General features: G+C 57.2%; 20 protein-coding genes and 3 pseudogenes. 9 read left to right on the top strand and 14 right to left on the bottom strand.

Translation table 11 applies throughout. From position 1 onward, the window contains the following. Window positions 1-332 precede the first annotated feature (332 nt). From fdhD to mobA, 3 genes are all read right to left on the bottom strand, one after another. Window positions 333-1,160: a formate dehydrogenase accessory sulfurtransferase FdhD gene (fdhD, locus tag AC07W5_RS21715; protein WP_495024304.1), complete on the bottom strand. Its 828-nt coding sequence runs from the start codon at window positions 1,158-1,160 to the stop codon at window positions 333-335. Window positions 1,161-1,175: 15 nt separating this feature from the next. Beyond that, complete coding sequence (locus AC07W5_RS21710) at window positions 1,176-2,066, bottom strand: LysR family transcriptional regulator (protein ID WP_494994153.1); 891 nt, start codon at window positions 2,064-2,066, stop codon at window positions 1,176-1,178. Window positions 2,067-2,176: 110 nt separating this feature from the next. Beyond that, window positions 2,177-2,791 carry a molybdenum cofactor guanylyltransferase MobA gene (gene mobA / locus AC07W5_RS21705; RefSeq protein WP_495024303.1) on the bottom strand — a complete coding sequence of 205 codons (615 nt, stop codon included), beginning with the start codon at window positions 2,789-2,791 and terminating at the stop codon, window positions 2,177-2,179. A 251-nt stretch (window positions 2,792-3,042) separates the two neighbouring features. Between mobA and moaB the strand changes: the two genes are divergently transcribed. Together moaB and AC07W5_RS21695 are read left to right on the top strand one after the other, a co-directional pair. Further along, a complete protein-coding gene (gene moaB, locus AC07W5_RS21700) occupies window positions 3,043-3,582 on the top strand; it encodes a molybdenum cofactor biosynthesis protein B (RefSeq protein ID WP_495024302.1) in 540 nt (179 codons plus the stop codon). Further along, window positions 3,579-4,784: a molybdopterin molybdotransferase MoeA gene (locus tag AC07W5_RS21695; RefSeq protein WP_495024301.1), complete on the top strand. Its 1,206-nt coding sequence runs from the start codon at window positions 3,579-3,581 to the stop codon at window positions 4,782-4,784. Before moaB ends, AC07W5_RS21695 begins: the two co-directional genes overlap by 4 nt. 49 nt (window positions 4,785-4,833) lie before the next feature. Here the strand turns inward: AC07W5_RS21695 and moaE are convergent, their stop codons facing one another. From moaE to moaA, 5 genes are read right to left on the bottom strand one after another with little or no spacing between them, the layout of a single operon-like run. Continuing rightward, window positions 4,834-5,295: a molybdopterin synthase catalytic subunit MoaE gene (moaE, locus tag AC07W5_RS21690; RefSeq protein WP_495024300.1), complete on the bottom strand. Its 462-nt coding sequence runs from the start codon at window positions 5,293-5,295 to the stop codon at window positions 4,834-4,836. Between the two features lie 3 nt (window positions 5,296-5,298). Beyond that, entirely contained in the window at window positions 5,299-5,550 is a 252-nt protein-coding gene (locus AC07W5_RS21685; protein ID WP_494994148.1) for a MoaD/ThiS family protein, read from the bottom strand. Beyond that, window positions 5,547-6,053, bottom strand: coding sequence for a cyclic pyranopterin monophosphate synthase MoaC (gene moaC / locus AC07W5_RS21680; RefSeq protein WP_495012171.1), 507 nt, complete (start codon window positions 6,051-6,053; stop codon window positions 5,547-5,549). Before moaC ends, AC07W5_RS21685 begins: the two co-directional genes overlap by 4 nt. Before the next feature lie 46 nt (window positions 6,054-6,099). Then, the gene (locus AC07W5_RS21675; protein WP_494994146.1) at window positions 6,100-6,999 is read right to left on the bottom strand and encodes a bestrophin family protein; all 900 of its coding nucleotides are present in this window, start codon (window positions 6,997-6,999) and stop codon (window positions 6,100-6,102) included. Window positions 7,000-7,043: 44 nt separating this feature from the next. After that, the gene (gene moaA, locus AC07W5_RS21670) at window positions 7,044-8,042 is read right to left on the bottom strand and encodes a GTP 3',8-cyclase MoaA (protein ID WP_495024299.1); all 999 of its coding nucleotides are present in this window, start codon (window positions 8,040-8,042) and stop codon (window positions 7,044-7,046) included. A 437-nt stretch (window positions 8,043-8,479) separates the two neighbouring features. On the opposite strand from moaA, the gene AC07W5_RS21665 reads away from it, so the two are divergent. The 4 genes from AC07W5_RS21665 to AC07W5_RS21650 all read left to right on the top strand — a co-directional run bounded on the left by AC07W5_RS21665 (window position 8,480) and on the right by AC07W5_RS21650 (window position 13,561). Further along, window positions 8,480-10,804 carry an FdhF/YdeP family oxidoreductase gene (locus tag AC07W5_RS21665; RefSeq protein WP_495024298.1) on the top strand — a complete coding sequence of 775 codons (2,325 nt, stop codon included), beginning with the start codon at window positions 8,480-8,482 and terminating at the stop codon, window positions 10,802-10,804. Window positions 10,805-10,935: 131 nt separating this feature from the next. Then, window positions 10,936-12,357: a cytochrome ubiquinol oxidase subunit I gene (locus AC07W5_RS21660; RefSeq protein WP_494994144.1), complete on the top strand. Its 1,422-nt coding sequence runs from the start codon at window positions 10,936-10,938 to the stop codon at window positions 12,355-12,357. A 15-nt stretch (window positions 12,358-12,372) separates the two neighbouring features. Next, complete coding sequence (gene cydB / locus AC07W5_RS21655) at window positions 12,373-13,389, top strand: cytochrome d ubiquinol oxidase subunit II (RefSeq protein WP_495024297.1); 1,017 nt, start codon at window positions 12,373-12,375, stop codon at window positions 13,387-13,389. Continuing rightward, window positions 13,376-13,561: a DUF2474 domain-containing protein gene (locus AC07W5_RS21650; RefSeq protein ID WP_494994142.1), complete on the top strand. Its 186-nt coding sequence runs from the start codon at window positions 13,376-13,378 to the stop codon at window positions 13,559-13,561. The genes cydB and AC07W5_RS21650 overlap by 14 nt, the downstream gene beginning before the upstream one ends. A 263-nt stretch (window positions 13,562-13,824) precedes the next feature. On the opposite strand, the pseudogene AC07W5_RS21645 reads toward AC07W5_RS21650, so the two are convergent. After that, a pseudogene (locus tag AC07W5_RS21645) lies at window positions 13,825-14,023 on the bottom strand (Dyp-type peroxidase); the annotation flags it as partial. Window positions 14,024-14,107: 84 nt separating this feature from the next. Here AC07W5_RS21645 and AC07W5_RS21640 point away from each other — a divergent pair. Beyond that, a pseudogene (locus AC07W5_RS21640) lies at window positions 14,108-14,386 on the top strand (TonB-dependent siderophore receptor); the annotation flags it as partial. 24 nt (window positions 14,387-14,410) lie between these two features. On the opposite strand, the gene AC07W5_RS21635 reads toward AC07W5_RS21640, so the two are convergent. Continuing rightward, a complete protein-coding gene (locus tag AC07W5_RS21635; RefSeq protein ID WP_495024296.1) occupies window positions 14,411-15,562 on the bottom strand; it encodes an MFS transporter in 1,152 nt (383 codons plus the stop codon). Window positions 15,563-15,743: 181 nt separating this feature from the next. Further along, window positions 15,744-15,953, bottom strand: a pseudogene (locus tag AC07W5_RS21630) (LysR substrate-binding domain-containing protein); the annotation flags it as partial. Between the two features lie 57 nt (window positions 15,954-16,010). Between AC07W5_RS21630 and AC07W5_RS21625 the strand changes: the two are divergent. Next, window positions 16,011-16,439 carry a RidA family protein gene (locus tag AC07W5_RS21625; RefSeq protein WP_495013160.1) on the top strand — a complete coding sequence of 143 codons (429 nt, stop codon included), beginning with the start codon at window positions 16,011-16,013 and terminating at the stop codon, window positions 16,437-16,439. Next, complete coding sequence (locus tag AC07W5_RS21620) at window positions 16,436-17,428, top strand: diaminopimelate epimerase (RefSeq protein WP_495024295.1); 993 nt, start codon at window positions 16,436-16,438, stop codon at window positions 17,426-17,428. The genes AC07W5_RS21625 and AC07W5_RS21620 overlap by 4 nt, the downstream gene beginning before the upstream one ends. Window positions 17,429-17,578: 150 nt before the next feature. On the opposite strand, the gene codA is transcribed toward AC07W5_RS21620, so the two are convergent. The 3 genes from codA to AC07W5_RS21605 all read right to left on the bottom strand — a co-directional run bounded on the left by codA (window position 17,579) and on the right by AC07W5_RS21605 (window position 20,606). Further along, window positions 17,579-18,832, bottom strand: coding sequence for a cytosine deaminase (gene codA, locus AC07W5_RS21615; protein ID WP_494994138.1), 1,254 nt, complete (start codon window positions 18,830-18,832; stop codon window positions 17,579-17,581). A gap of 242 nt (window positions 18,833-19,074) precedes the next feature. Further along, window positions 19,075-19,431, bottom strand: coding sequence for a 6-carboxytetrahydropterin synthase QueD (gene queD / locus AC07W5_RS21610; RefSeq protein ID WP_489072189.1), 357 nt, complete (start codon window positions 19,429-19,431; stop codon window positions 19,075-19,077). 95 nt (window positions 19,432-19,526) lie between these two features. Next, the gene (locus AC07W5_RS21605; protein ID WP_495024294.1) at window positions 19,527-20,606 is read right to left on the bottom strand and encodes a patatin-like phospholipase family protein; all 1,080 of its coding nucleotides are present in this window, start codon (window positions 20,604-20,606) and stop codon (window positions 19,527-19,529) included. Between the last annotated feature and the right edge of the window lie 108 nt (window positions 20,607-20,714).

The raw sequence follows: 20,714 nt of genomic DNA, 5'->3' as shown, positions 1-20,714 counted from the left end.
TCAGGGGATATCAACGCCCTGTGGCGTCAGATTCCCCGCCACCGTATCCAGGCAGCGAATGCTGCTTGTGGTACGGGTATATAAACTCCTTTTGCACTTATAAGCATAGGCGCGCCAGAGGTCTGGATCATTCCAACGGGGAGGCAGGCGAGAAAAACGCGACGAGCGGATAGCGGGCTTCAAAAAATCAGATCGTTTTGTTGATTCGCCAGGGGCTTCGCAGAAGCGTTGCAGTCGAGTGGAGCGCTCTCAAAGAGTGCAACGCTGGAGCGCGCATGCTGGTGAAGCCTGTTGGTGAGTGCCGGTGTCGGGGTGAACTGTAGGTGGAGGCGTTAAACAGGGCTGTAAATCCGTGGCGCGCTTCGGTGGGGGACGTGGATCAAGTTGAGGCGGTGCTTGATTGCCCACTGCACGGTCAATGCGGTGGGTGCCGACAAGCTGACCAGCGTGCCAAACTTCGCCCTTACCGCTTTGTGAATAAGCTCCAGGCTGCAGCGGCTAGTCACTACCGTGAAGCCACAACGTGCATCGATCTGTGCATGCTGCATAGCGCCTATCAATTTATCCAGCGCGTTGTGGCGGCCGATATCTTCGCGGCACAAGAGCGCCGAGCCGTGAGTGTCGAAGTACAGCGCCGCATGCAGCGCGCCACTGCTGCGTGCCATTATTTGAGCCTGTTCGATGCGCTCACGCAGTCCGCTGAAGTGTTCCGCGAGAGGGAGGGGAACAGGCTCCAGAATGTCCAGTTGCGGAAGTGCCTGCTCCAGCGCTTCCACACCACACAACCCGCAACCACTGGTACCCGCCATTTGCCGGCGATGATTCTTCAGTGCCCAGAAGGCGCGACTGGAGATCTGTACATCCGCCTGACAGGCCTGGTCGAAGTGCGAGAGACGGATGTCGTGGATTTCGTTCAGATTTTCAACAATATCGTTACTCACGCTGAAACCCCGGATGAAATCCTCGATATTGCCGGGTGAAACCATCATCACGGCGTGGCTCAGTCCGTTGTACGTAATGGCCAGGGCGATCTCGGACGCTAACGCAGCCTGGGAGACGGGTGCGCGCGTATCGTATTCTCGATAGGTGACGTTCAGAGGCTTTGGCGCAGGTGCATTCGCATCGCTTTGCTCAGATGATTGTTCGACTCGGCAAGACATGACAAAACCCTCGAATCAGCTCTTTGCGGCAAATAGTTTTCTGGCTTCAGCAAAACACTTCTCGGCGATTGCCGAGCGAGGTTCGGTTTTGCGCATCACGAGACCCAGTGGCGCGAGAACACTTGCATCTGGAAGGTTGATAAAGGCCAGATTCTCAATCGGGTTTTCCAGACCATTGTTCAGCGGCATGATCGAGCAGCAAAAACCTTCGTGAATCGCCTGGAACAACTGATAAGTCGAGTCGGTTTCGAGTATTGGCTGTGGGTCTAGCCCGCGGCTGCGGAAACTCAGATCAACGGATTTTCGATAGTGCATGCCATTGCTGATCGTCCCCAATGGCAGCTCGGCGGCATCTTCCCAGCTCATTTCTGTTCCTTCGAAATGGAAGTGGCGAGTGTCGTACAGCAAGCCGACGCGGGTCTCTCCTATTTCGAAAAAATCCAGATAGTCCGGACTCACATGATCGAGATAACAGATGCCCAGATCCAGTTGGTTGTTACCTATGCCTTCGATGATTCGGTCTGAGCTCATGGATGACAGGCTGAATTTGAGCTCTGGGAACGTATGGGAAAGCCCCTGAACGTAGCTGATGGGATTAAAGCCGCTGAGAGGCACCAGACCCAGACGCAAATTGCCGACTAACTGACCGCGACACGCGGCGGCTTCGGCGAACAGCCCGTCATGTGCGGCGAGCAATGTTCTCGCCCATGCCAGCACGCGTTCACCCGCCTGGGTGAAACCTTCAAAGCGCTGGCCTCGGGTGACCAGCTCCAGACCCAGTTCATCTTCAAGATTGCGCAAGCGCATGGACAGCGTCGGCTGAGTAATGTGGCAACGAGCAGCGGCCTGCCCGAAGTGTCGAGTCTGTTCCAGCGCAATCAGGAACTTGAGTTGTTTGATGTCCACGATGGCACCTGCTGAGGGAAGTATGTGATGTAAGTATTAACACAGGAGTCCAGGACGCATGGATTGTTTGAAAAGTCCCGAACCGACCCTTTGGAGGAAACAGTGTGAACTTATTCAAATGACGCAGATAGCGTTTCGCAAAGCAGTTCCGGGGTGTTGAAATTACATAGGCGCGAGTCGTCCGAGGCGCACGACAACGCCCTCGGGTGACGTTTCAACAGCGCGCGTAACAGGCTTCGCTCTCCCTCATCCCAGTCTTGCTGCAAACCCTGTAGCAGCGCCTTGGGAATCAAGCTGAACATGGGTTGCCATTGCCCGGCCTGCTGCACCATCAACGCTGAAGCCGTCGCAGGGCGCGCCTCTAACAGAGCCCTGATCAGCGGCGCGTCAATGTTCGGTGCGTCGCAGGCGAGAATCAGTAGCCACGGATGGTGCGCAACAGCCAGTCCGGCCAGGACTCCTGCCAGAGGTCCCGGGAAATCCCTTTGTGAGTCCTCGACCAATTGATCGGCATAGGCTCGATAACTTTTTTCATTACGGTTGCAGGAGATGATCAAGTCGTCGGTGAAGGGTCGTACTACAGCGTGTACATGTGCGATGAGCGGCTTCCCTTTCCAGGGCAGCAGCCCTTTATCCCGTCCCCCCATACGCGCCCCGCGCCCGCCAGCAAGTAGTAGCACTGAGCAGGGTACAGATGAAGCTGCAGTAGAGCAGGTAAGTGTCATGATTAAAAACACGGATAGTTGGGTGAGCAGACGATCTCACTGTTTATCTTGTCAGTCCAATCAGAAGTATTTAATGATCGATCGATTGACTCTATCAAAACCGAATTTAATTAGAATAAGGAATCACTGTGGATGAAAAAACCTTCGATAGACGCGCTCGATAATCTGGTCGGCCAGAGTGATTAGACAGTGACCGTTTTAGCGCTTTAGCCTCTAGCAATTGTTTTCATTATTACCTGCCGGAGAATGACATGAGCGTTAAGTCGGATGCGTTATTTGTACCGTTGAATATTGCCGTGCTGACCGTCAGTGATACCCGTGAATATGCCAATGATACCTCTGGGCAATTGCTGGTCAGTCGATTACTGGAAGCGGGCCACACCCTGAGTGAACGCAACTTGCTCAAGGATGACCTGTACAAAATCCGGGCACAGGTCGCAAGCTGGATTGCCGACGAGGGGATTCAGGTCGTGCTGATTACCGGGGGCACCGGATTCACTGGCCGCGACAGTACACCTGAGGCGGTGACCTGTTTGTTGGATAAACAAATTGATGGCTTTGGTGAGTTGTTTCGGGCGATTTCTATTCTCGATATTGGCACGTCCACTGTACAGAGCCGGGCCTTGGCCGGACTGGCCAACGGCACACTGGTGTGCTGCCTGCCAGGTTCTACTGGCGCCTGTCGAACCGCGTGGGAAGGCATTCTTTCCGAGCAGTTGGATGCACGCCACAGGCCGTGCAATTTCGTGCCGCACCTCAAGCCTGTGCAAGTCTGCGGGTCACGGGGATGAGTCAGTCACCGCTGATGCCTGTGGAGGAGGCCATCGCCAGGCTGCTGGTCATGGCTGAGGCCCAACGTCTCGATGATAGCGAGTCAGTACAGCTGAGTGATGCACGGCAACGGGTGCTGGCCAGTGACCTGGTGGCGATCCTGGATCTTCCGCCTTGGCCGAATAGTGCGATGGACGGTTATGCCTTGAATGTGGACGACTGGAGCGGACAGCCACTAGCCGTATCCCAACGAATTTTTGCCGGTCAGGCCCCCGAAGCGTTGCTACCGGGGACCTGTGTACGAGTCTTTACCGGAGCGCCTGTCCCCGAGGGTGCCAACAGTGTAGAGATGCAGGAGAACGTCGAGCTTTTGGATGATGGCCGCGTCAGCTTCAACCAGTCACTGACAGTTGGCCAGAATATTCGACCGCAAGGCCAGGAGAACCGTGTCGGGCAGGTTTTGCTCCCTGCCGGCAAACGACTGGGACCTTTCGAGTTGGCCATCGCAGCGGCGCAGGGATGTACGCATGTGCATGTCGTACGGCGCCCACGGGTCGCGCTGCTCTCCACAGGCGATGAACTGGCCGAACCGGGAATGCCCTTGAAGCCCGGCTGTATCTACAACAGCAATCGCACCTTACTGAGCCACTGGTTAAGTGCATTGGGTTGCGACGTAATCGATGCAGGTATTCTCCCCGACCGGCCGCAGCAGACGCGCCTCAAACTCGAACAGTTGCAACACAATGCGGACTTGATACTCACCACCGGTGGCGTGTCCGCAGGTGACGCCGATTGTCTCGGGCAGGTGCTGCGTGAATGCGGTAAACCGTTGTTCTGGAAGCTGTCCATAAAGCCGGGTAAGCCACTGACGGTGGGACACTTTGGCACAGTGCCGGTCATCGGTCTGCCAGGAAACCCGACGTCGGCTCTGGTGACTTTTGGGCTATTGGCCCGGGCTTACGTGTTGCGCATCCAGGGTGTCGAAGACGTCACACCATTGAGCTTCCCGATTAACGTCGGTTTTGACTGGCCTAAAGCAGGAGGCCGCAGGGAGTACCTGAGAGCCAAATTGGAGGAGGGGCGAGCCGTACTCTATCCGAACCAGAGTTCAGGCGTGTTGCTGGGCGCATCCTGGGCTGATGGCTTGGTCGAGATTCTGGAGGGCTGTGCGCTGCAGGCAGGTGACACGGCACGGTTTATTCCGTTCTGCGACTTGTTTTAGAGCACCCCATCCACCCCTCAGCCATTTGGACGGGGTGGATTCCTTTTGCTCACTCATCACTACCTTCCCAGCGACTTGCTGCCAGCCGATCACTCTCTCTACTGCATACCCAACGGTCACCGGATCGGGTTTCTTCACGTTTCCAGAAGGGTGCTCGTGTTTTCAGAGAGTCCATTAAAAAGGCGCAGGCATCAAAGGCAGCCTGTCGATGTTCGCTGGCAACTCCGACAAACACGATGGGATCGCCGACGTTCAAAAGACCCACGCGGTGAGCTATTTTCACTTGTTGAAGAGGCCACCGTTCATTGGCCTGGTCGACGATGAGTTGCAATGATCGCTCGGTCATTCCTGGATAGTGCTCGAGAAACAGGCTGCTGACCTTTTCCCCCTGATTGATATCCCGGACATATCCGACGAAGGTGGCCACTGCCCCAACGCTATGGTCTTCGGCATGCAAACCGCTGTTCAGTTCATTCAGGTTGAACGCCTCGGTCTGGATCTGAATAGTCATCACTCAACCACCCGTCACTTGGGGGAAGAAGGCGATCTCATCGAACTCTTCAATGGAGGCGCCGAGTGTGCATAACTCCTGGTTCAGCGCGCACATAAGGCTGGTTTCACTGAGTACTTGCTCCCAAACCTCTCCTCGGGTGATCAGGAATTTTCTGACATCGTCAATGCTTCGCAATGACGCGTTCAGAGCAATTTTTTCTCCGCCAATACCGAGTTGCTCTCGATAACGCGCAAAGTAGTTGATGAGAATCATTGAGCGGCACCTGCTTCAAAGTGACCTGATCTTCCGCCCTGTTTTTTGAGCAGCTGAATTCTATCAATGATCATCCCTCGGTCGACGGCTTTGCACATATCGTAGATAGTCAGAGCCGCAACACTTGCAGCAGTGAGAGCTTCCAGCTCAACGCCTGTTCTGCCGTTAAGTCGGCAGGTGCTCACAATTCTTACGCTATCGGGCTCGACAGTCTTCACCTCGATGTGAATTGAGCTGAGCATCAATGGGTGGCATAAAGGGATGAGTTCATGGGTTTTTTTCGCCGCCATGATCCCTGCGATTCGAGCGACCGCAAACACATCACCCTTGGGATGCCCATTGTGTTGGATAAGTTTCAACGTAGAAGGTCGCATACGTATCCAGGCCTGTGCTTGAGCTTCACGGTTGGTCGGCTCTTTTTCGCTGACATCGACCATATTGGCTCTGCCCTCGGCATCTAAATGAGTCAGCGTCCCGGAATCGGGTTGTTTGAATTCATTCATGTTTATCCTCCACCCCTGCGGGTACTTAATGAGTAGGTTGTGCTAATCAGTTCAGCACGAAGTCCACGGGCTGAAGTATGGGAGGGAGTTCTGTCGCACCCAGGGCGTCAAGCACCTCACGTTCGATGTTGCGCACGATGGCATTCGTTGGAAGGTCGTTTTCATCTTGACCAAAGGGGTCTTCCAGTTCGTCGCCAATAGCATCCAGCCCAAAAAACGTATAACTCACAATGGCGGTGAAGACTGGCGTTAGCCAGCCCAGTGGCTCGGCCATCGCAAAGGGCAACAAGATGCAAAATATGTAAATTGTCCTGTGTAGCAAGAGTGTGTAAGGGAAGGGGAGTGGAGTACTTTTGATACGCTCGCAGGTCGTTTGCGTAGTGGTCAGATTGGTCAAATGATTGGCCATCAGCGTGTAACGCCATTCGCTGATGTGGCCTGATTCGGCGAGTGTTGAGCACTGTTGGCCGACTTGACGCAGAATCCTTTCAGGGATGTTAGGTGTATTTGAAGAGGGTAACTGGCTAAGCCACGTACCCGCCGCACTGAGCTCGTCTTCTTTGCGAAGTCTGGCATTCAGCGCATGGGCAAACCCGCAGAGATTTCGCAACATCATGCTGCGTTGCTGTTTGTCTTTAATGACCTGCGTTTCCCGGATCATCGAGCGCAGGTCCATCACCATCGCACCCAGCGCTTTGCGCGCTTCATACCAACGGTCGTAGCAGGCGTTGTTACGGAAATTCATGAAGATTGAAAGTGATAGCCCCAACAGCGTGAAGGGGGTGGCATTGACCTTTGAGAAGTACGCAGGATGGAGTGTTTCGACCAGGACAATAGCGGAGGCCAGGAGTGTCACCAGAAGGCTTCGCAGCGCGATACGCTTGGCAATCGAGCCTTTGAGTGAAATCAGAACATTGATCAGATTAGGTTTGGCTCTAACGATCATGGGAAGCAGCCTTCTAGAGAATAATGATGTGAAAACCGGGCAGGCTATCCGCCCGTCATGTTCATAAAACGGACAACTTGCACGTCATCATTGAGTTCAAAGTGGTGTCGGTACGGCTTGATTTTCATCGCCTCGATGATTGCCTTCTCCAGGCGCTCCGGCTCTCCTGGGTGGCGGCGAAGCACTTCCTTCAGGTCGACGGAATGTTCATTGCCCAGGCACAGCAGGAGTCGGCCTTCGACGGTTAACCGAACACGATTGCAGGTAGCGCAAAAATTGTGGCTGTGGGGCGAGATAAACCCCAGGCGAATATGCGGCGCCTCAGCCAAGCGCCAATAACGCGAAGGGCCTTGGGTCGATTCCGCGGAGTCGATGAGCGTGTAGCGTTCGGCAATACGCTCGCGCACGTGCACGCTTGAAAAGAACGCCCCTGCACGGCTGTGCTCGCTGATTACACCCAGTGGCATCTCTTCGATGAAGGAAATGTCCAGTCCACGATCAATCGCAAAGCCAACGAGATCGTTTATCTCGTGATCGTTGCGCCCTTTCATGACGACGCAGTTGAGTTTGGTATGTTGAAAACCTGCTGCATTCGCCGCGTCAATACCGGCGATGACGTTAGCCAGATCACCCGTGCGGGTCAGTTCGCGGAAGCGATGGGTATCGAGGCTGTCGAGACTGATGTTAAGGCGCTTGAGCCCCGCATCGAACAAGGGTGCCGCGAGCTTGCCCAGCTGAGAACCGTTTGTGGTCATGCACAGTTCACGCAGCCCCGACAGCGCTGCAATGCGTTCACACAGCGCTACCACGCCGGGGCGAATCAACGGTTCGCCACCGGTCAGGCGGATTTTTCGGGTGCCCAGCGCCACAAAGCTTTCAGCTAGCTGATAGATCTCTTCCAGCGTCAATATTCGTTGTCGCGGCAAGAATTCCATGTTCTCGGCCATGCAATAAACACAGCGGAAATCGCACCGGTCGGTCACAGACATTCTGAGATAGTCGACTCGCCGAGAAAAACTATCCATCAAAATTCGATCTGACATCACAACCTCCATCGGCGATCCAGGTGTATCAGCCATGGCGCCGGTTTTGGAAGACCACTGTTATATAGGGCCTTGATGACCCAAGACTAAGGTCATTTAAAGTGGCCGTCTAATCACTATTAACAACTGATTGATCAATGGAATCTATTGAGCAGGAAGTGGCTCGGATTCTCGCTGTCTTGAATTTGTAATTGATTGATTTTTAGTGATTATTTTCTTGATAGATCATTTCGATGATCTGGTCATTATTTGCAATTAGACAGGCATGTAATGCGCGGAATAGTCTTGCTTCGTACCCCTGAATTGGGCCCGTGAAGTAATTAAATGCGAATAACCTGTCGCTAAATAATGTCGCATTTTTATAGGCGCACAAAAACAGAAATTAACAATGACTTGACATCAGGCTACCGCCTACGTGCACGTCTTGGAGAAGTATCATGAGCGAAGTTGAACGTTATAAACCGTATAAGGGGGCGGCCGCAGGCTGGGGCGCGCTGATTGCTGTTACCAGGAACTGGTTGGGCAGCGAAAATGCGTTCAAGAATATTCGAACCATGCTCAAGACCAACCAGAATGGCGGATTCGACTGCCCGGGCTGTGCGTGGGGCGAATCGCCGGAAAGTGGCATGGTCAAGTTCTGCGAGAACGGCGCCAAAGCGGTCAACTGGGAAGCCACCGGCCGTCTGGTCAACCCGGCGTTTTTCAACAAATACACGGTGTCGTCGCTGGCGGCGCAAAGTGACTATTGGCTCGAATACCAAGGGCGCCTGACTCACCCCATGCGCTATGACGCCTCCGCTGATCGTTACGTTGAAACCAGCTGGGACGATGCTTTTGCCTTGATCGCCAAACACCTGAAAGGGCTGACGTCGCCTGATCAGGCCGAGTTTTACACGTCCGGCCGGGCCAGCAACGAAGCGGCTTACCTCTATCAGCTATTCGTTCGTGCCTACGGCACCAATAACTTCCCTGACTGTTCGAACATGTGCCACGAGGCGAGCGGCCTGGGCATGGGTGACAGCGTCGGCGTGGGGAAGGGCACAGTGACGTTCGATGATCTGGAGGAAGCCGACGCCATTTTCGTCATCGGCCAGAACCCAGGCACCAACCACCCACGGATGCTTGAGCCACTGCGCGAAGCGGTGAAGCGGGGCGCGCAGGTGATCTGTTTCAACCCACTGAAAGAGCGGGGTCTGGAACGCTTCCAGCACCCGCAGCATCCGCTGGAAATGCTCACCAACGGCTCCGAACCCACCTCGTCCGCGTACTTTCGTCCGGCATTGGGCGGCGACATGGCGGCTATGCGCGGCATCGCCAAGTTCCTGTGGCAGTGGGAGCGTGAAGCGCTCGCGAACAACAGCGAGGCGGTGTTCGACCGCGCGTTCATCGCTGAGCACACCTCGGGCCTGGAGACCTACCTGGCCGAAGTCGACGCCACGACCTGGGAGCATATCGTCGAACAGTCCGGCCTGACCCTGGCGGACATCGAACTGGCTGCCCGCATGTACCGCAGAGCCACGCGGGTCATCATGTGCTGGGCGATGGGGGTGACCCAGCACACACACTCGGTGCCGACCGTCCAGGAGATCGTCAATGTGCAGTTGTTGCGTGGCAATGTCGGTCGCCCGGGTGCAGGGCTGTCGCCGGTGCGCGGGCACAGTAACGTGCAGGGCGACCGCACCATGGGCATCAACGAGCTGGCACCCCCTGAGTTTATTGACGCGCTGGAAGCGCGCTTTGCGTTCAAGGTTCCGCGCAAACACGGCCACAACACGGTGATGGCGATTGCTGCAATGGAAGAGGGGCGCTCGAAAGTCTTCATCGGCCTGGGCGGCAACTTCGCCCAGGCGACCCCCGACAGCCCACGTACTCATGCCGCACTGCGCAACTGCGACCTCACGGTACACATCGCCACGAAGCTCAATCGCAGCCATCTGGTCACCGGCCGCGAGGCCTTGATTTTGCCGTGCCTGGGGCGCACCGATATCGACATGCAAGAGGAGGGGCCGCAAGGCGTTACGGTGGAAGACACCTTCAGCATGGTGCACATTTCCCACGGCCAACTGAAACCCAAGTCCGCGTTGATGCGTTCGGAACCGGCGATCATTGCCGGGATTGCCAACGCAACATTGGGTAAACACCCCATTGACTGGCTCTGGGCGATCGCAGATTACGGTCGCATCCGTGACCTGATTGCCGACACCATTCCCGGCTTCGAGGATTTCAATAAAAAATTGCTGCACCCCGGTGGCTTTCACCTGGGCAACGATGCCGCCAAACGCATCTGGAAAACCGCCACTGGCAAAGCGCAGTTTGCCCCCAGCGTATTGCCGGAACACCTGGTCAGCGAAGGCGTGCGCAACCTGGATGTGAAACCGGATCTGATCCTGCAAACCATGCGCTCCCACGATCAATACAACACCACCTTGTATGGACTGGATGATCGTTATCGCGGCGTCTACGGCATGCGCGATGTCGTATTCGTCAATGAGCAGGACATTCGCAAACTGGGTTACGAGCCGGGGCAAAAGGTCGACATGATCTCGCTGTGGGGGGATGGTCGCGAGCGTCGAGTGACCGGCTTTACCTTGATCGCCTACGACATTCCACCCGGTCAGGCCGCCGCCTATTACCCGGAAACCAACCCGTTGGTGCCGCTGGAAAGTTATGGCGACCGCACGTACACGCCGACCTCGAAGTTCATCGCCATTCGCCTTGAGCAGGCGAAGGCCAACAACCTGATCCAGTCCTTCGGCGCTTGAGTCTGGCCGGGGTGACGTGATTGCCGCCCCGGCCTCACCAGATCATTGGAAATCTGTTCGCTGCGAGCCGTGAGGCTCACTGCGGCCGGGCTTTGTATGCACGAGCATCGAGCCACTATGAGGGTATCGTCATGTTAAATCTGGAGGCGCTGGACCTTGCGCGAATTCAATTCGCGTTTACGGTCTCGTTTCACATCATATTTCCTGCCATCACCATCGGGCTTGCCAGTTTCCTGGCGGTCCTCGAAGGTCTCTGGCTGAAAAGCAACAATTCGGTTTACAAGGACCTCTATCACTTCTGGTCGAAAATCTTTGCCGTCAACTTCGGTATGGGGGTGGTCTCCGGGCTGGTCATGGCTTACGAGTTTGGCACCAACTGGAGCCGCTTTTCTGACTTCGCCGGGAGTATTACCGGGCCATTGCTGACGTATGAGGTGTTGACGGCCTTTTTCCTTGAGGCAGGCTTCCTTGGGGTGATGCTGTTCGGTTGGAACCGGGTAGGTCGCGGGCTGCACTTCTTTGCCACGGTGATGGTCGCCATCGGTACGTTGATCTCGACCTTCTGGATTCTGGCCTCCAACAGCTGGATGCAGACGCCACAGGGTTTCTCGATCGTGGATGGCCGGATTATGCCGATGGACTGGCTGGCCATCGTCTTCAATCCGTCGTTCCCTTTCCGACTGGCTCACATGGCCATCGCTGCGTTTGTGGCAACGGCGTTCTTTGTCGGGTCTTCCGCGGCCTGGCATTTGCTGCGTAAGCATGACACGCCTCAAGTGCGCAAAATGCTTTCGATGGCGTTGTGGATGGCGTTGATCGTGGCTCCGATCCAGGCCGTGGTCGGTGATGCCCATGGTCTGAATACCCTGGAACATCAACCGGCGAAAATTGCCGCCATTGAAGGGCACTGGGAAAACGTCGGTAATGAGCCGACTCCACTTGTGCTGTTCGGCATCCCGGACATGGGTGCCGAGAAGACGCGTTATGCGATAGAAGTCCCTTACCTGGGCAGTCTCATCCTGACTCACAGCCTGGATAAACAAATCCCTGCTCTCAAGAGTTTCCCGAAAGAGGACCGTCCCAACGCGACCATCATTTTCTTCAGCTTTCGGATTATGGCCGGGCTTGGAATGTTGATGATCCTCACGGGTTTGCTGGGTCTTGCCTTACGCCGTAATGGCGCGCTGTACCGCAATCGCCTGTTCCTGCGCCTGGTGTTGTTCATGGGCCCTACAGGTCTGATCGCAATGTTGGCGGGCTGGATCACCACCGAGGTAGGCCGTCAGCCGTGGGTCGTCTATGGACTTCTGCGCACTGCCAATGCGGCTTCCAATCACACGGTCACGCAGCTCAGCGTTTCGCTGGCGGTGTTTGTATTGATTTACTTCTCGGTTTTCGCGGTGGGCATCGGTTACATGATGAAGCTGGTACGCAAAGGCCCTCAGCCACATCACGAGCATCCGCCTCAGGGCGGTCCCGGTCAGGAGCGTACGCCACGCCGCCCCCTGTCCGCCGTCGCCGAGACGTTCGCGTCCGGCGATCACGTCAACTGAGCAAGGGGATTGATCATGGGCATTCAAGGTATAGATCTGTCGTTGATATGGGGCGTCATCATTGCCTTTGGGGTGATGATGTACGTGATCATGGATGGGTTCGATCTGGGGTTGGGCATCCTGTTCCCGCTCATCCCGGATAGGCAGGAACGCGATGTGATGATGAACACCGTAGCGCCGGTCTGGGACGGTAACGAAACCTGGCTGATACTCGGTGGGGCGGCACTTTACGGCGCGTTTCCCTTGGCTTACTCGGTGATTCTGGAGGCGTTGTATCTGCCACTGATTTTCATGCTGGCCGGGTTGATATTTCGCGGCGTGGCGTTTGAGTTCCGGTTCAAGGCCAGCCCGGAAAAGCGCCACATCTGGGATATGGCCTTTATCGGTGGCTCACTGCTGGCAACGTTTTGCCAAGGCATCGTGATTGGCGCTTATATCGCTGGAATTCCGGTGGTCAATCGTGAGTTTGCAGGCGGCACCCTGGACTGGCTGTCACCCTTTCCATTGTTCTGCGGTCTGGGGCTGATCGTCGCCTACGCGTTGCTGGGCAGTACCTGGCTGCTGGTCAAGACCGAAGGAATGCTTGAATCACGCATGCGTCACTACACTCGGCCGCTGGCGTTCACCCTCATGGCGGTGGTGGCTGTGCTCTGTGTGTGGACACCGTTGCTGCATCCCGAGATTGCGACTCGCTGGTTCGCACACGCGCATATCGTGGTCTTTGGCGGGTTGTTGATCCTCGGTGTGCTGGCGCTATTCGGGCTGCTTGGGACGTTACGCCAGTATCACTCTCACTGGCCCTTTGTGTTCACCCTGGTGCTGGTGTTTCTGGGTTACATCGGCCTGGCGTTCAGCATCTGGCCGAATATCGTCCCCCCATCCATCAGTTTGTGGGAGGCCGCATCGCCGCCTTCAAGCCAGTTGTTCATTTTGATCGGCACGTTGTTCATTCTGCCAATCATTCTGATGTACACCTGCTGGAGCTACTACGTGTTCCGCGGCAAAGTGAGGATCGGCGATGGCTACCATTGACAGCGAAAACGTCCGGACCGCTGAAGTATCGGCTACGCAAAGCGAATCCGCCCCTTGGTATCGACGGGTTCTTTGGTTGATCGCCATTTGGTTCGGCAGTGTTATTGCACTGGGGGTAGTGGCCAGCTTGTTCCGGCTGATGATGCATATGGCCGGAATGACCACTCATTGATCGCATGATTTCATGCCACGAATGCCCGGCGCGATCTTTCGCGTCGGGCACTTTTTTGTCTGCGTTTGATCGTTCCCACGCTCTGCGTGGGAATGCCGTCCTGGACGCTCTGCGTCCATGTGACGCAGAGCGTCACCGGGATGCGTTACCACGCAGGAGCGTGGGAACGATCAAACGTCCTTCGCGAGCAAGCTCGCTCCTACACAGAAATTGCTCCATCAAGGGGCGACCGTTTGCTCGCCCTTTTTTTGTCTGCGCTTCCCCTAAGGCTTGCGATCAGCAAGCTCTTCGAGCAGGTCTGATGAAGGAACGAAGAACAAGCCTCCAGTGACCGCCGTGCTGAAATCAAGCAATCGGTCATAGTTGCCCGCCGGTCTTCCGACAAACATATTATCGAGCATCTGCTCAATCGGCTTTGGCGAACGCGCATAACCGATGAAGTTATGTACCAAACTCTCCTGCGTCTCGCGCGACGCCTTCTCTAGAGCCTCAGTGAGAGCACTGATCTCTTTCTTCAAGGCGCTGACTCGGGTTAAGAAAAGCCTGTTTGTTCAGTCCAGACAGCATGCCCCGGGCACCGGCATCAACGCCGATGGCAGCTTCAGCGGCAATTACATCACTGACGGTACCGCTGATGGTCAGTACGGTGACATGCCGGGTTACGTGACCTGGAACGTTCGCGGTGATTATGACTTCGGCTCGCAGTTGTCGAACCTGAAACTCGGCGCGGGGGTGAAGAACCTCTTCGATCGCCAGTACTTCACCCGCTCGAGCGACAAAAACTCGGGGATCTATGTCGGCGCGCCATGCACGTTCTTTGTGTAGGCCAGCGTAGGGGGCTGATAGCTTTTAAACCTTCAACACTTTCCCGCTGGCCGCAACGGCCAGCAACAGCAACGCAATCAAGCCAAAGGCAATGCTCAAACTGCTGCCATGGGCGATAAAACCGATCAGCGCGGGCCCGGCGAGGATGCCAGCGTAGCCCAGGGTGGTAATGGCCGGCACGGCGATGCTTTCGGGCATGACGTTCTGTTTGCCGACGGCGGTGTACAGCACCGGCACAATGTTCGAACAGCCCGCACCCACCAACGCATAGCCCATCAATGCCGCTTCCCAGGCTGGGGCGAGAGTAGCGAGCAACAGGCCAGTAGCGGCGGTAAGGCCACCGAACACGATCACTCGCGTGGCGCCGAGCCGGTACACGATGGCGTCGCCGGTCAGACGGCCGGCGGTCATGGTCAGGGCAAACGCGGCATAACCCAAGCCCGCACAGGCGGCGTCGAGATTGCGCTCGGACGTCAGGAACACCGCGCTCCAGTCGAGCACCGCGCCTTCTGCGAGAAACACGATAAAGCACAGGCTGCCGATAAATAGCACCACGCCATGGGGTACGGCGAAGGCCGGACCTGAGCTTTCGCTGGCATAGGGCAACAGATGCGGCGCAGCCTTGAGCAAAGCGAGCACCAGAAACACGATTACCACCAGCATGGCACCCAACGGCGGTATCCCCAGGCCCAGCAGAGCGCTGACCCCGGCCGCGCCGACGATCCCGCCGAGACTGAACAATCCGTGGAAGCCCGACATCATGGTTTTGCCACTGGCCCGTTCGACGATTACCGCTTGCAGGTTCGCCGTGGAGTCCACCGAACCCAGTCCGGCGCCGAACATGAACAGCGCGGCGATCAACAACGGAGTCGAGGAAACCGTCGCCAACAGCGGGAGAGCCAGGCAGATCAATATCGTCCCGCCGGTCATCACCCGACGGCAACCGAAGCGCGAAGCCAGGATCCCGGCCACCGGCATGGCAATGATCGAGCCGACCCCCAGGCACAGCAGCAACAAGCCGAGTGTTCCTTCATCGAGTCCGGCCCGCGCTTTGGCGTAAGGCACCAGCGGCGCCCAGGCGGCGATGGCGAAACCGGCGATGAAGAAGGCGATACGGGTGGACATTTGCTCCAGGCGCCCGGGGACCACGGGGGCTGGGGTACTGATGGCGGTCATGAAAAATCCTTGGCAATCCGGCGGATAACAATGTGCGGCGCAACATCCTTGCACATCAGGCGGCGTCGGGCGAGGCGCGGACAATCCGTAATGTCAGTCGGTCAAGGAATCCCTGACATTTCCCGTAGCCGCTGGCGATGGCGGCCGTACAGATCCCGGCCGCCCAACTGATCTTGCAATGTCACCCCTGACTTAACCTCTCAGCCAGAAAATCGACAAACACCCGGATTTTTTGCGAGAGATGGCGGTTGTTCGCGTACAGCGCGTAGATACCGCGTCGGGACATCGAATGTTCCGGCAAGACCCGTTGCAACTGACCGCTTTCCAGCAACGGCAAGGCAATGAACGAGGGCAGGGCGCCGATGCCCAGTCCGGCCGGTAGCATTGCCGATCAAATAAGCGGAAAGTTATTCGTTGTACTACTGGCCTCAAACAAGGAGAGATCTCGATGCAAACGGATAAAAAACACGCGCCAACGCTACAACTGTCGAACCCGCCAGGGCTTTACGATCCGACCGCCAATGGTTATTCCCATGTGGCCCAGGTCGCCGCTGGCGCACGGCTGGTGTTTATCGCCGGGCAGGGCGGCGAGAACGCGCAGAGTCAGTTATCCAGCGACTTCGCCGAACAGGTCCGGCAGGCGCTGGAAAATCTGCAGATCGCCCTGGCGGCGGCCGATGCCGAGGTGTCCGATGTCGCCAAACTGACGGTGCTGATCGTTGATCACAGCCTGGAGCGTCTGGAAATCTTCGGCGAGGAGCTGCATCGGGTCTGGGGTTCGTTACCCAAGCCGGCCTGCACCCTGATCCCGGTGCCGAGGCTGGCGCTGGACGACATGTTGTTCGAGATTGAAGCGCTGGCGGCCGTTGCTGTATGACGCAGTTCTATGATGCCCGCGGGAATATCTACGCTGTTGCCTCTCCCGATGCTCTGCGTCAAAGGGGAATCGAGTTGCCTGAGCAGGCCCGCCTGGCCGCTCAAACCCGCGATACCTGGGCGTTGCAGGCAGTGGAAGCCTTTTGCGGCTGGGCACCCCAAGCCATGCCGCCTGGCGCCAAGGCACATCGTTCGGATGGTTTGCTCATCGGTCCGTTTCAGTCCGCACCGCCCTACGACCTGCTGATCGTCAACACTGACGGTAGCCTGGCCGAGCGCAGTGGTAACGGTTTGACGATTTTTGCTCAGGCGTTGACTGAGCAGGGTTTGATGCCGGAGCAGGGGGCGTGCGTGCTCAAGGTTCATCACGACAAGCGTGATGCTGTGTCGCCGGTGGAAACCTCGGTAGAGTCGGCCGGGATTGACGGCATTCGCGGGTTTTGGCTGGACCTGGGCAAACCGGCATTCGGTCCGCAGGCCACAGGTGCTCAAGGCGTTGCGGCGGCTGAATTGAACGGTCGCAGTCTGAACAAGGTGCCGCCGCTTTCCAGGCTGAACCCTCTGTGGGATCACAGCCAGTTCGTGCGTGTCGGCAATCCCCATTGCGTGACCCTGGTATCGCAAGCGGCTGCGCTACCCGGTAATGAGCAGATGCGCGAGCCCGATTTATCTTCAGGCCTGACTCGCATCGCTTTTGCGATGCCGGCCGGTGCTGGCGAGCCATGCCCGGCAGGGGTCAACCTGCAATGGGCAATGCGTGAATCTGAAGGGCGGATCGTCGCCCGGGTGTTCGAACGCGGTGAAGGCCCGACTGCGTCCTCCGGCACCAGTGCCAGCGCAGTGGCTTGTGCTGCGTGGAGTGTGGGTTGGGTGGCGGCGGGGGAGGTTGCGGTGGTCATGCCGGGCGGCACGGCGCCGATCTTTCTGGAGGAAAAGGACGGCGAGTTGAGTCGCGTCAGATTGTTCGGGACAGCGAGGATCATCCCTTAGAGCAACGGAGCCGGACTGACGCCATCGCGAGCAAGCCCGCTCCCACATTAGATCTTCAGCGAACACTTAATTTGTGAACGACTGCGATCCAGTGTGGGAGCGGGCTTGCTCGCGATGGCGTCAGTCCGGCGAGCGAGTCTCTAAAGGCAATCAGCTGTAGCTCGAATCCCCAACCCATTCCACCTGTGGCATCTGCCTTTTCATCAACACTTCCCCACCTCGAATCGAATACAACGCCAGCCCCTGGCTGCGGATCATTTCGTAGTCGCTGTCGGCTGACAGAATCAGCAGATTGGCCGGGCGACCTGGTTCCAGTCCATAACGATCACCCAAAGCCATGGCTTTGGCGCTGTTGTCGGTGACCAGGTCCAAGGCACTTTGCAGGTTGCGATAACCGAGCATGTGGCAGATGTGCAGACCGGCTTCGAGCACCCGCAGGATGTTGCCGTTACCCAACGGGTACCAGGGATCGACGATGGAGTCCTGGCCGAAACAGACATTCATTCCGGCTTCAAGCAACTCGTTGACGCGGGTTACACCGCGGCGTTTCGGGAAGTTATCGAAGCGTCCTTGCAGGTGAATGCTTTCGGTCGGGCAGGAGACGAAGCTGATCCCGGAATGCCCAAGCAGGCGAAACAGTTTGGCGCAGTAGGCGTTGTCGTAGGAACCCATGGCGGTGGTGTGGCTGGCCGTGACCCGGGCGCCCATGTCGCGGCTGCGGGCCTCTTCGGCGAGCACTTCGAGGAAGCGCGAATGCGGGTCGTCGGTTTCGTCGCAATGCACGTCTACCAGGCAGCCGGTGCGTTCTGCCAGGTCCATCAGGTATTTGATCGAACTCACCCCTTGATCGCGGGTGTACTCAAAATGCGGTATGCCACCAATCACATCGGCGCCCAGAAGAATGGCTTCTTCCATCAGCTCCCGTCCATTGCGGTAAGACTCGATGCCTTCCTGGGGGAACGCGACGATCTGCAGGTCGATCAGGTGGCGACTTTCTTCGCGTATTTCGAGCATTGCTTTGAGCGCGGTCAAGCTGGGGTCGGTGACGTCGACATGGGTGCGCACATGCTGGATGCCGTGGGCGGCGAGGGCGCGAATGGTCTTGCTGGCGCGGGTCCTGGTGTCTTCCTGGGTGATGGTCGCCTTGCGTTCGCCCCAGCATTCAATGCCTTCGAACAGGGTACCGCTCATGTTCCAGCGCGGCTCGCCGGCGGTGAGGGTGGCGTCCAGGTGAATGTGCGGTTCGACGAAGGGCGGTACTACTAGATTGCCACCGGCATCCAGGTCTTCAGGGCCCAGCGTCGGCGCTTCGGTTTGCCGGGCGATGCTGACGATCAGGCCGTTTTCCAGGTGCAGTTCATGCAGACCTTCGCGGTTGCGCAGGCGGGCGTTGATGATATGCATCGCGACAGTCCTTTTATTCACTCTTGGGTACGCACCGCATAAGCAGTCAGGTGCGGGTAACGATCACGATAGCGGAAAAAGACGTCCACCATTTGCGCTCAACCCAACGATTTAGTCATGTGATGGACGGCATGGAGCCAATACCTTTTAGCCGAGGGACCGGCCTTGACTGTAACGGTCCAAAAACCGAAGTGACAGGCATAAAAAAACCACCGGGCCCGGTGGTTTTTTTGATCGCCGGCTTATTCGCCGTGATAGATGCAGCCACTGGTGCAGGTTTCATGGATGCGGATCGCGCTGAGCTCCGGCAGCAGGGGCTTCAACTCGTTCCAGATCCATTTGGCCAGGACCTCGCTGGTTGGATTTTCCAGGCCAGGAATGTCATTCAAATAGTTATGATCGAGGCGCTCGTAGAGCGGCTTGAATATCGCCTTGATTTCCGAGAAGTCGCGAATCCAGCCGGTGTTCGGATCGAGATCCCCGCTCAGGTGAATCGCCACCTTGAACGAGTGACCGTGCAGGCGTCCGCATTTGTGGCCTTCCGGGACGTGGGGCAGGCGGTGGGCGGATTCGAAGGTAAATTCTTTGAAGATTTCCACAGTGGTTTGAGCTCTGTCAGGTGGCTATCGCCCGCGGCGATGAAAGCAGGTGACGAGTTTAACAGCTTGGGTTTGTCGATGCGGGAAAACACTGACTAAAGGGTCAACAAGTTCTCCCCCAGCCGACCGTTCGCGGTCAATTCAAGGAACTCATCACCGAGCCGGCGGCTTTCGTCCATGGCTGTGCGCCAATAGTTTTGTCGGCTGAGGTCATCGCCGATGAAACGCTTGAAGTCGTTGCGATCCGGTAGTTTGCCATAGGGCAGGCGGGCCAGGTAATCCTTGGAGGGCGCTAGCAGCAAGACGTCCTGCAACCGCTGCGGGTTACCGCGGCGCCACGGCAGGGGCTTGTCGAACCAGCCGGGAATCACCCGGTTGGTGAAGTGTGGATAGAGCACGATGTCATCGCCGCTGTAGGGCAGGTCGAGGTGGTAATCGAGCAGGCCGCCGTCGCGATAGGTGCCGACACCCGCGCCGGGCAAGTCGCGCACGCCTTCCATGATCATCGGGATCGAGCCCGAGGCCAGCAAGGCCTGGCGCAGGTTGGTAGCGTCCAGAGGCACAAAGCGCGAAGGGAAGTCGTTGAGGGCATTGAGCGGCGGCGCCAGGCGCGGATCATGCAGGATCAGTCGTTCGAAATGCCGGGACAGGCGTGAACGCCCGCGCAGGTTGTCGGCGATCACCGACGACAGGCCAAGACCCAACCGCGCGCGATGATCATCGGCCAGCAGACCGTGACTTTTCACCACGACGATGTTCAGTCGGTAGTCAGGATTGTTGAGGATCGAGGCGTCGCGACCGTCGAGCAGGTCGTGCAGCATGCGCTGCGAACGCAGGCTGATTTGCGCCATGGTCACGCCTTTGCCGAAACTTTGCTCGTTGTAGAGCTGACCGAGGCGTCTGATCCCTTCGGCGGGGTCCGGCAAGCAGGCACTGGCGAAGCGCCAGGAACCGACAGAGGCGCCAATCAACGAGCGCTCCCGCGGGGCCGCCGGCAGCCATTCACCAAACAACGCCAGATCCAGACCCTGAATACCCAAGGCTTTCGGCCCACCGGCGGCGCCCGGAAGCGTACCGACGTCGGCGGCGCTCAAGCCGTTTTCACGGATCCGCGTGAAAGCGCGTTTTCCGGCTTTGAGGGTCAGGGCGGGGAACTTGATGTGGATAGCGGTCATACCGACCTCATGTCTGGCGATCGGCGATTGTAGAAGATTTTACCGTCGGTGCGCGGTTTCCAGGACGGCAATGAAGGCAATTCAGTTTCCGTTAAGTTGATGTGGTTA

Source organism: Pseudomonas sp. GW821-FHT01E05, from assembly GCF_059422425.1.
Note: the sequence above shows the minus strand (reverse complement) of the source record. Positions and strands in the feature narration are given on the sequence as shown.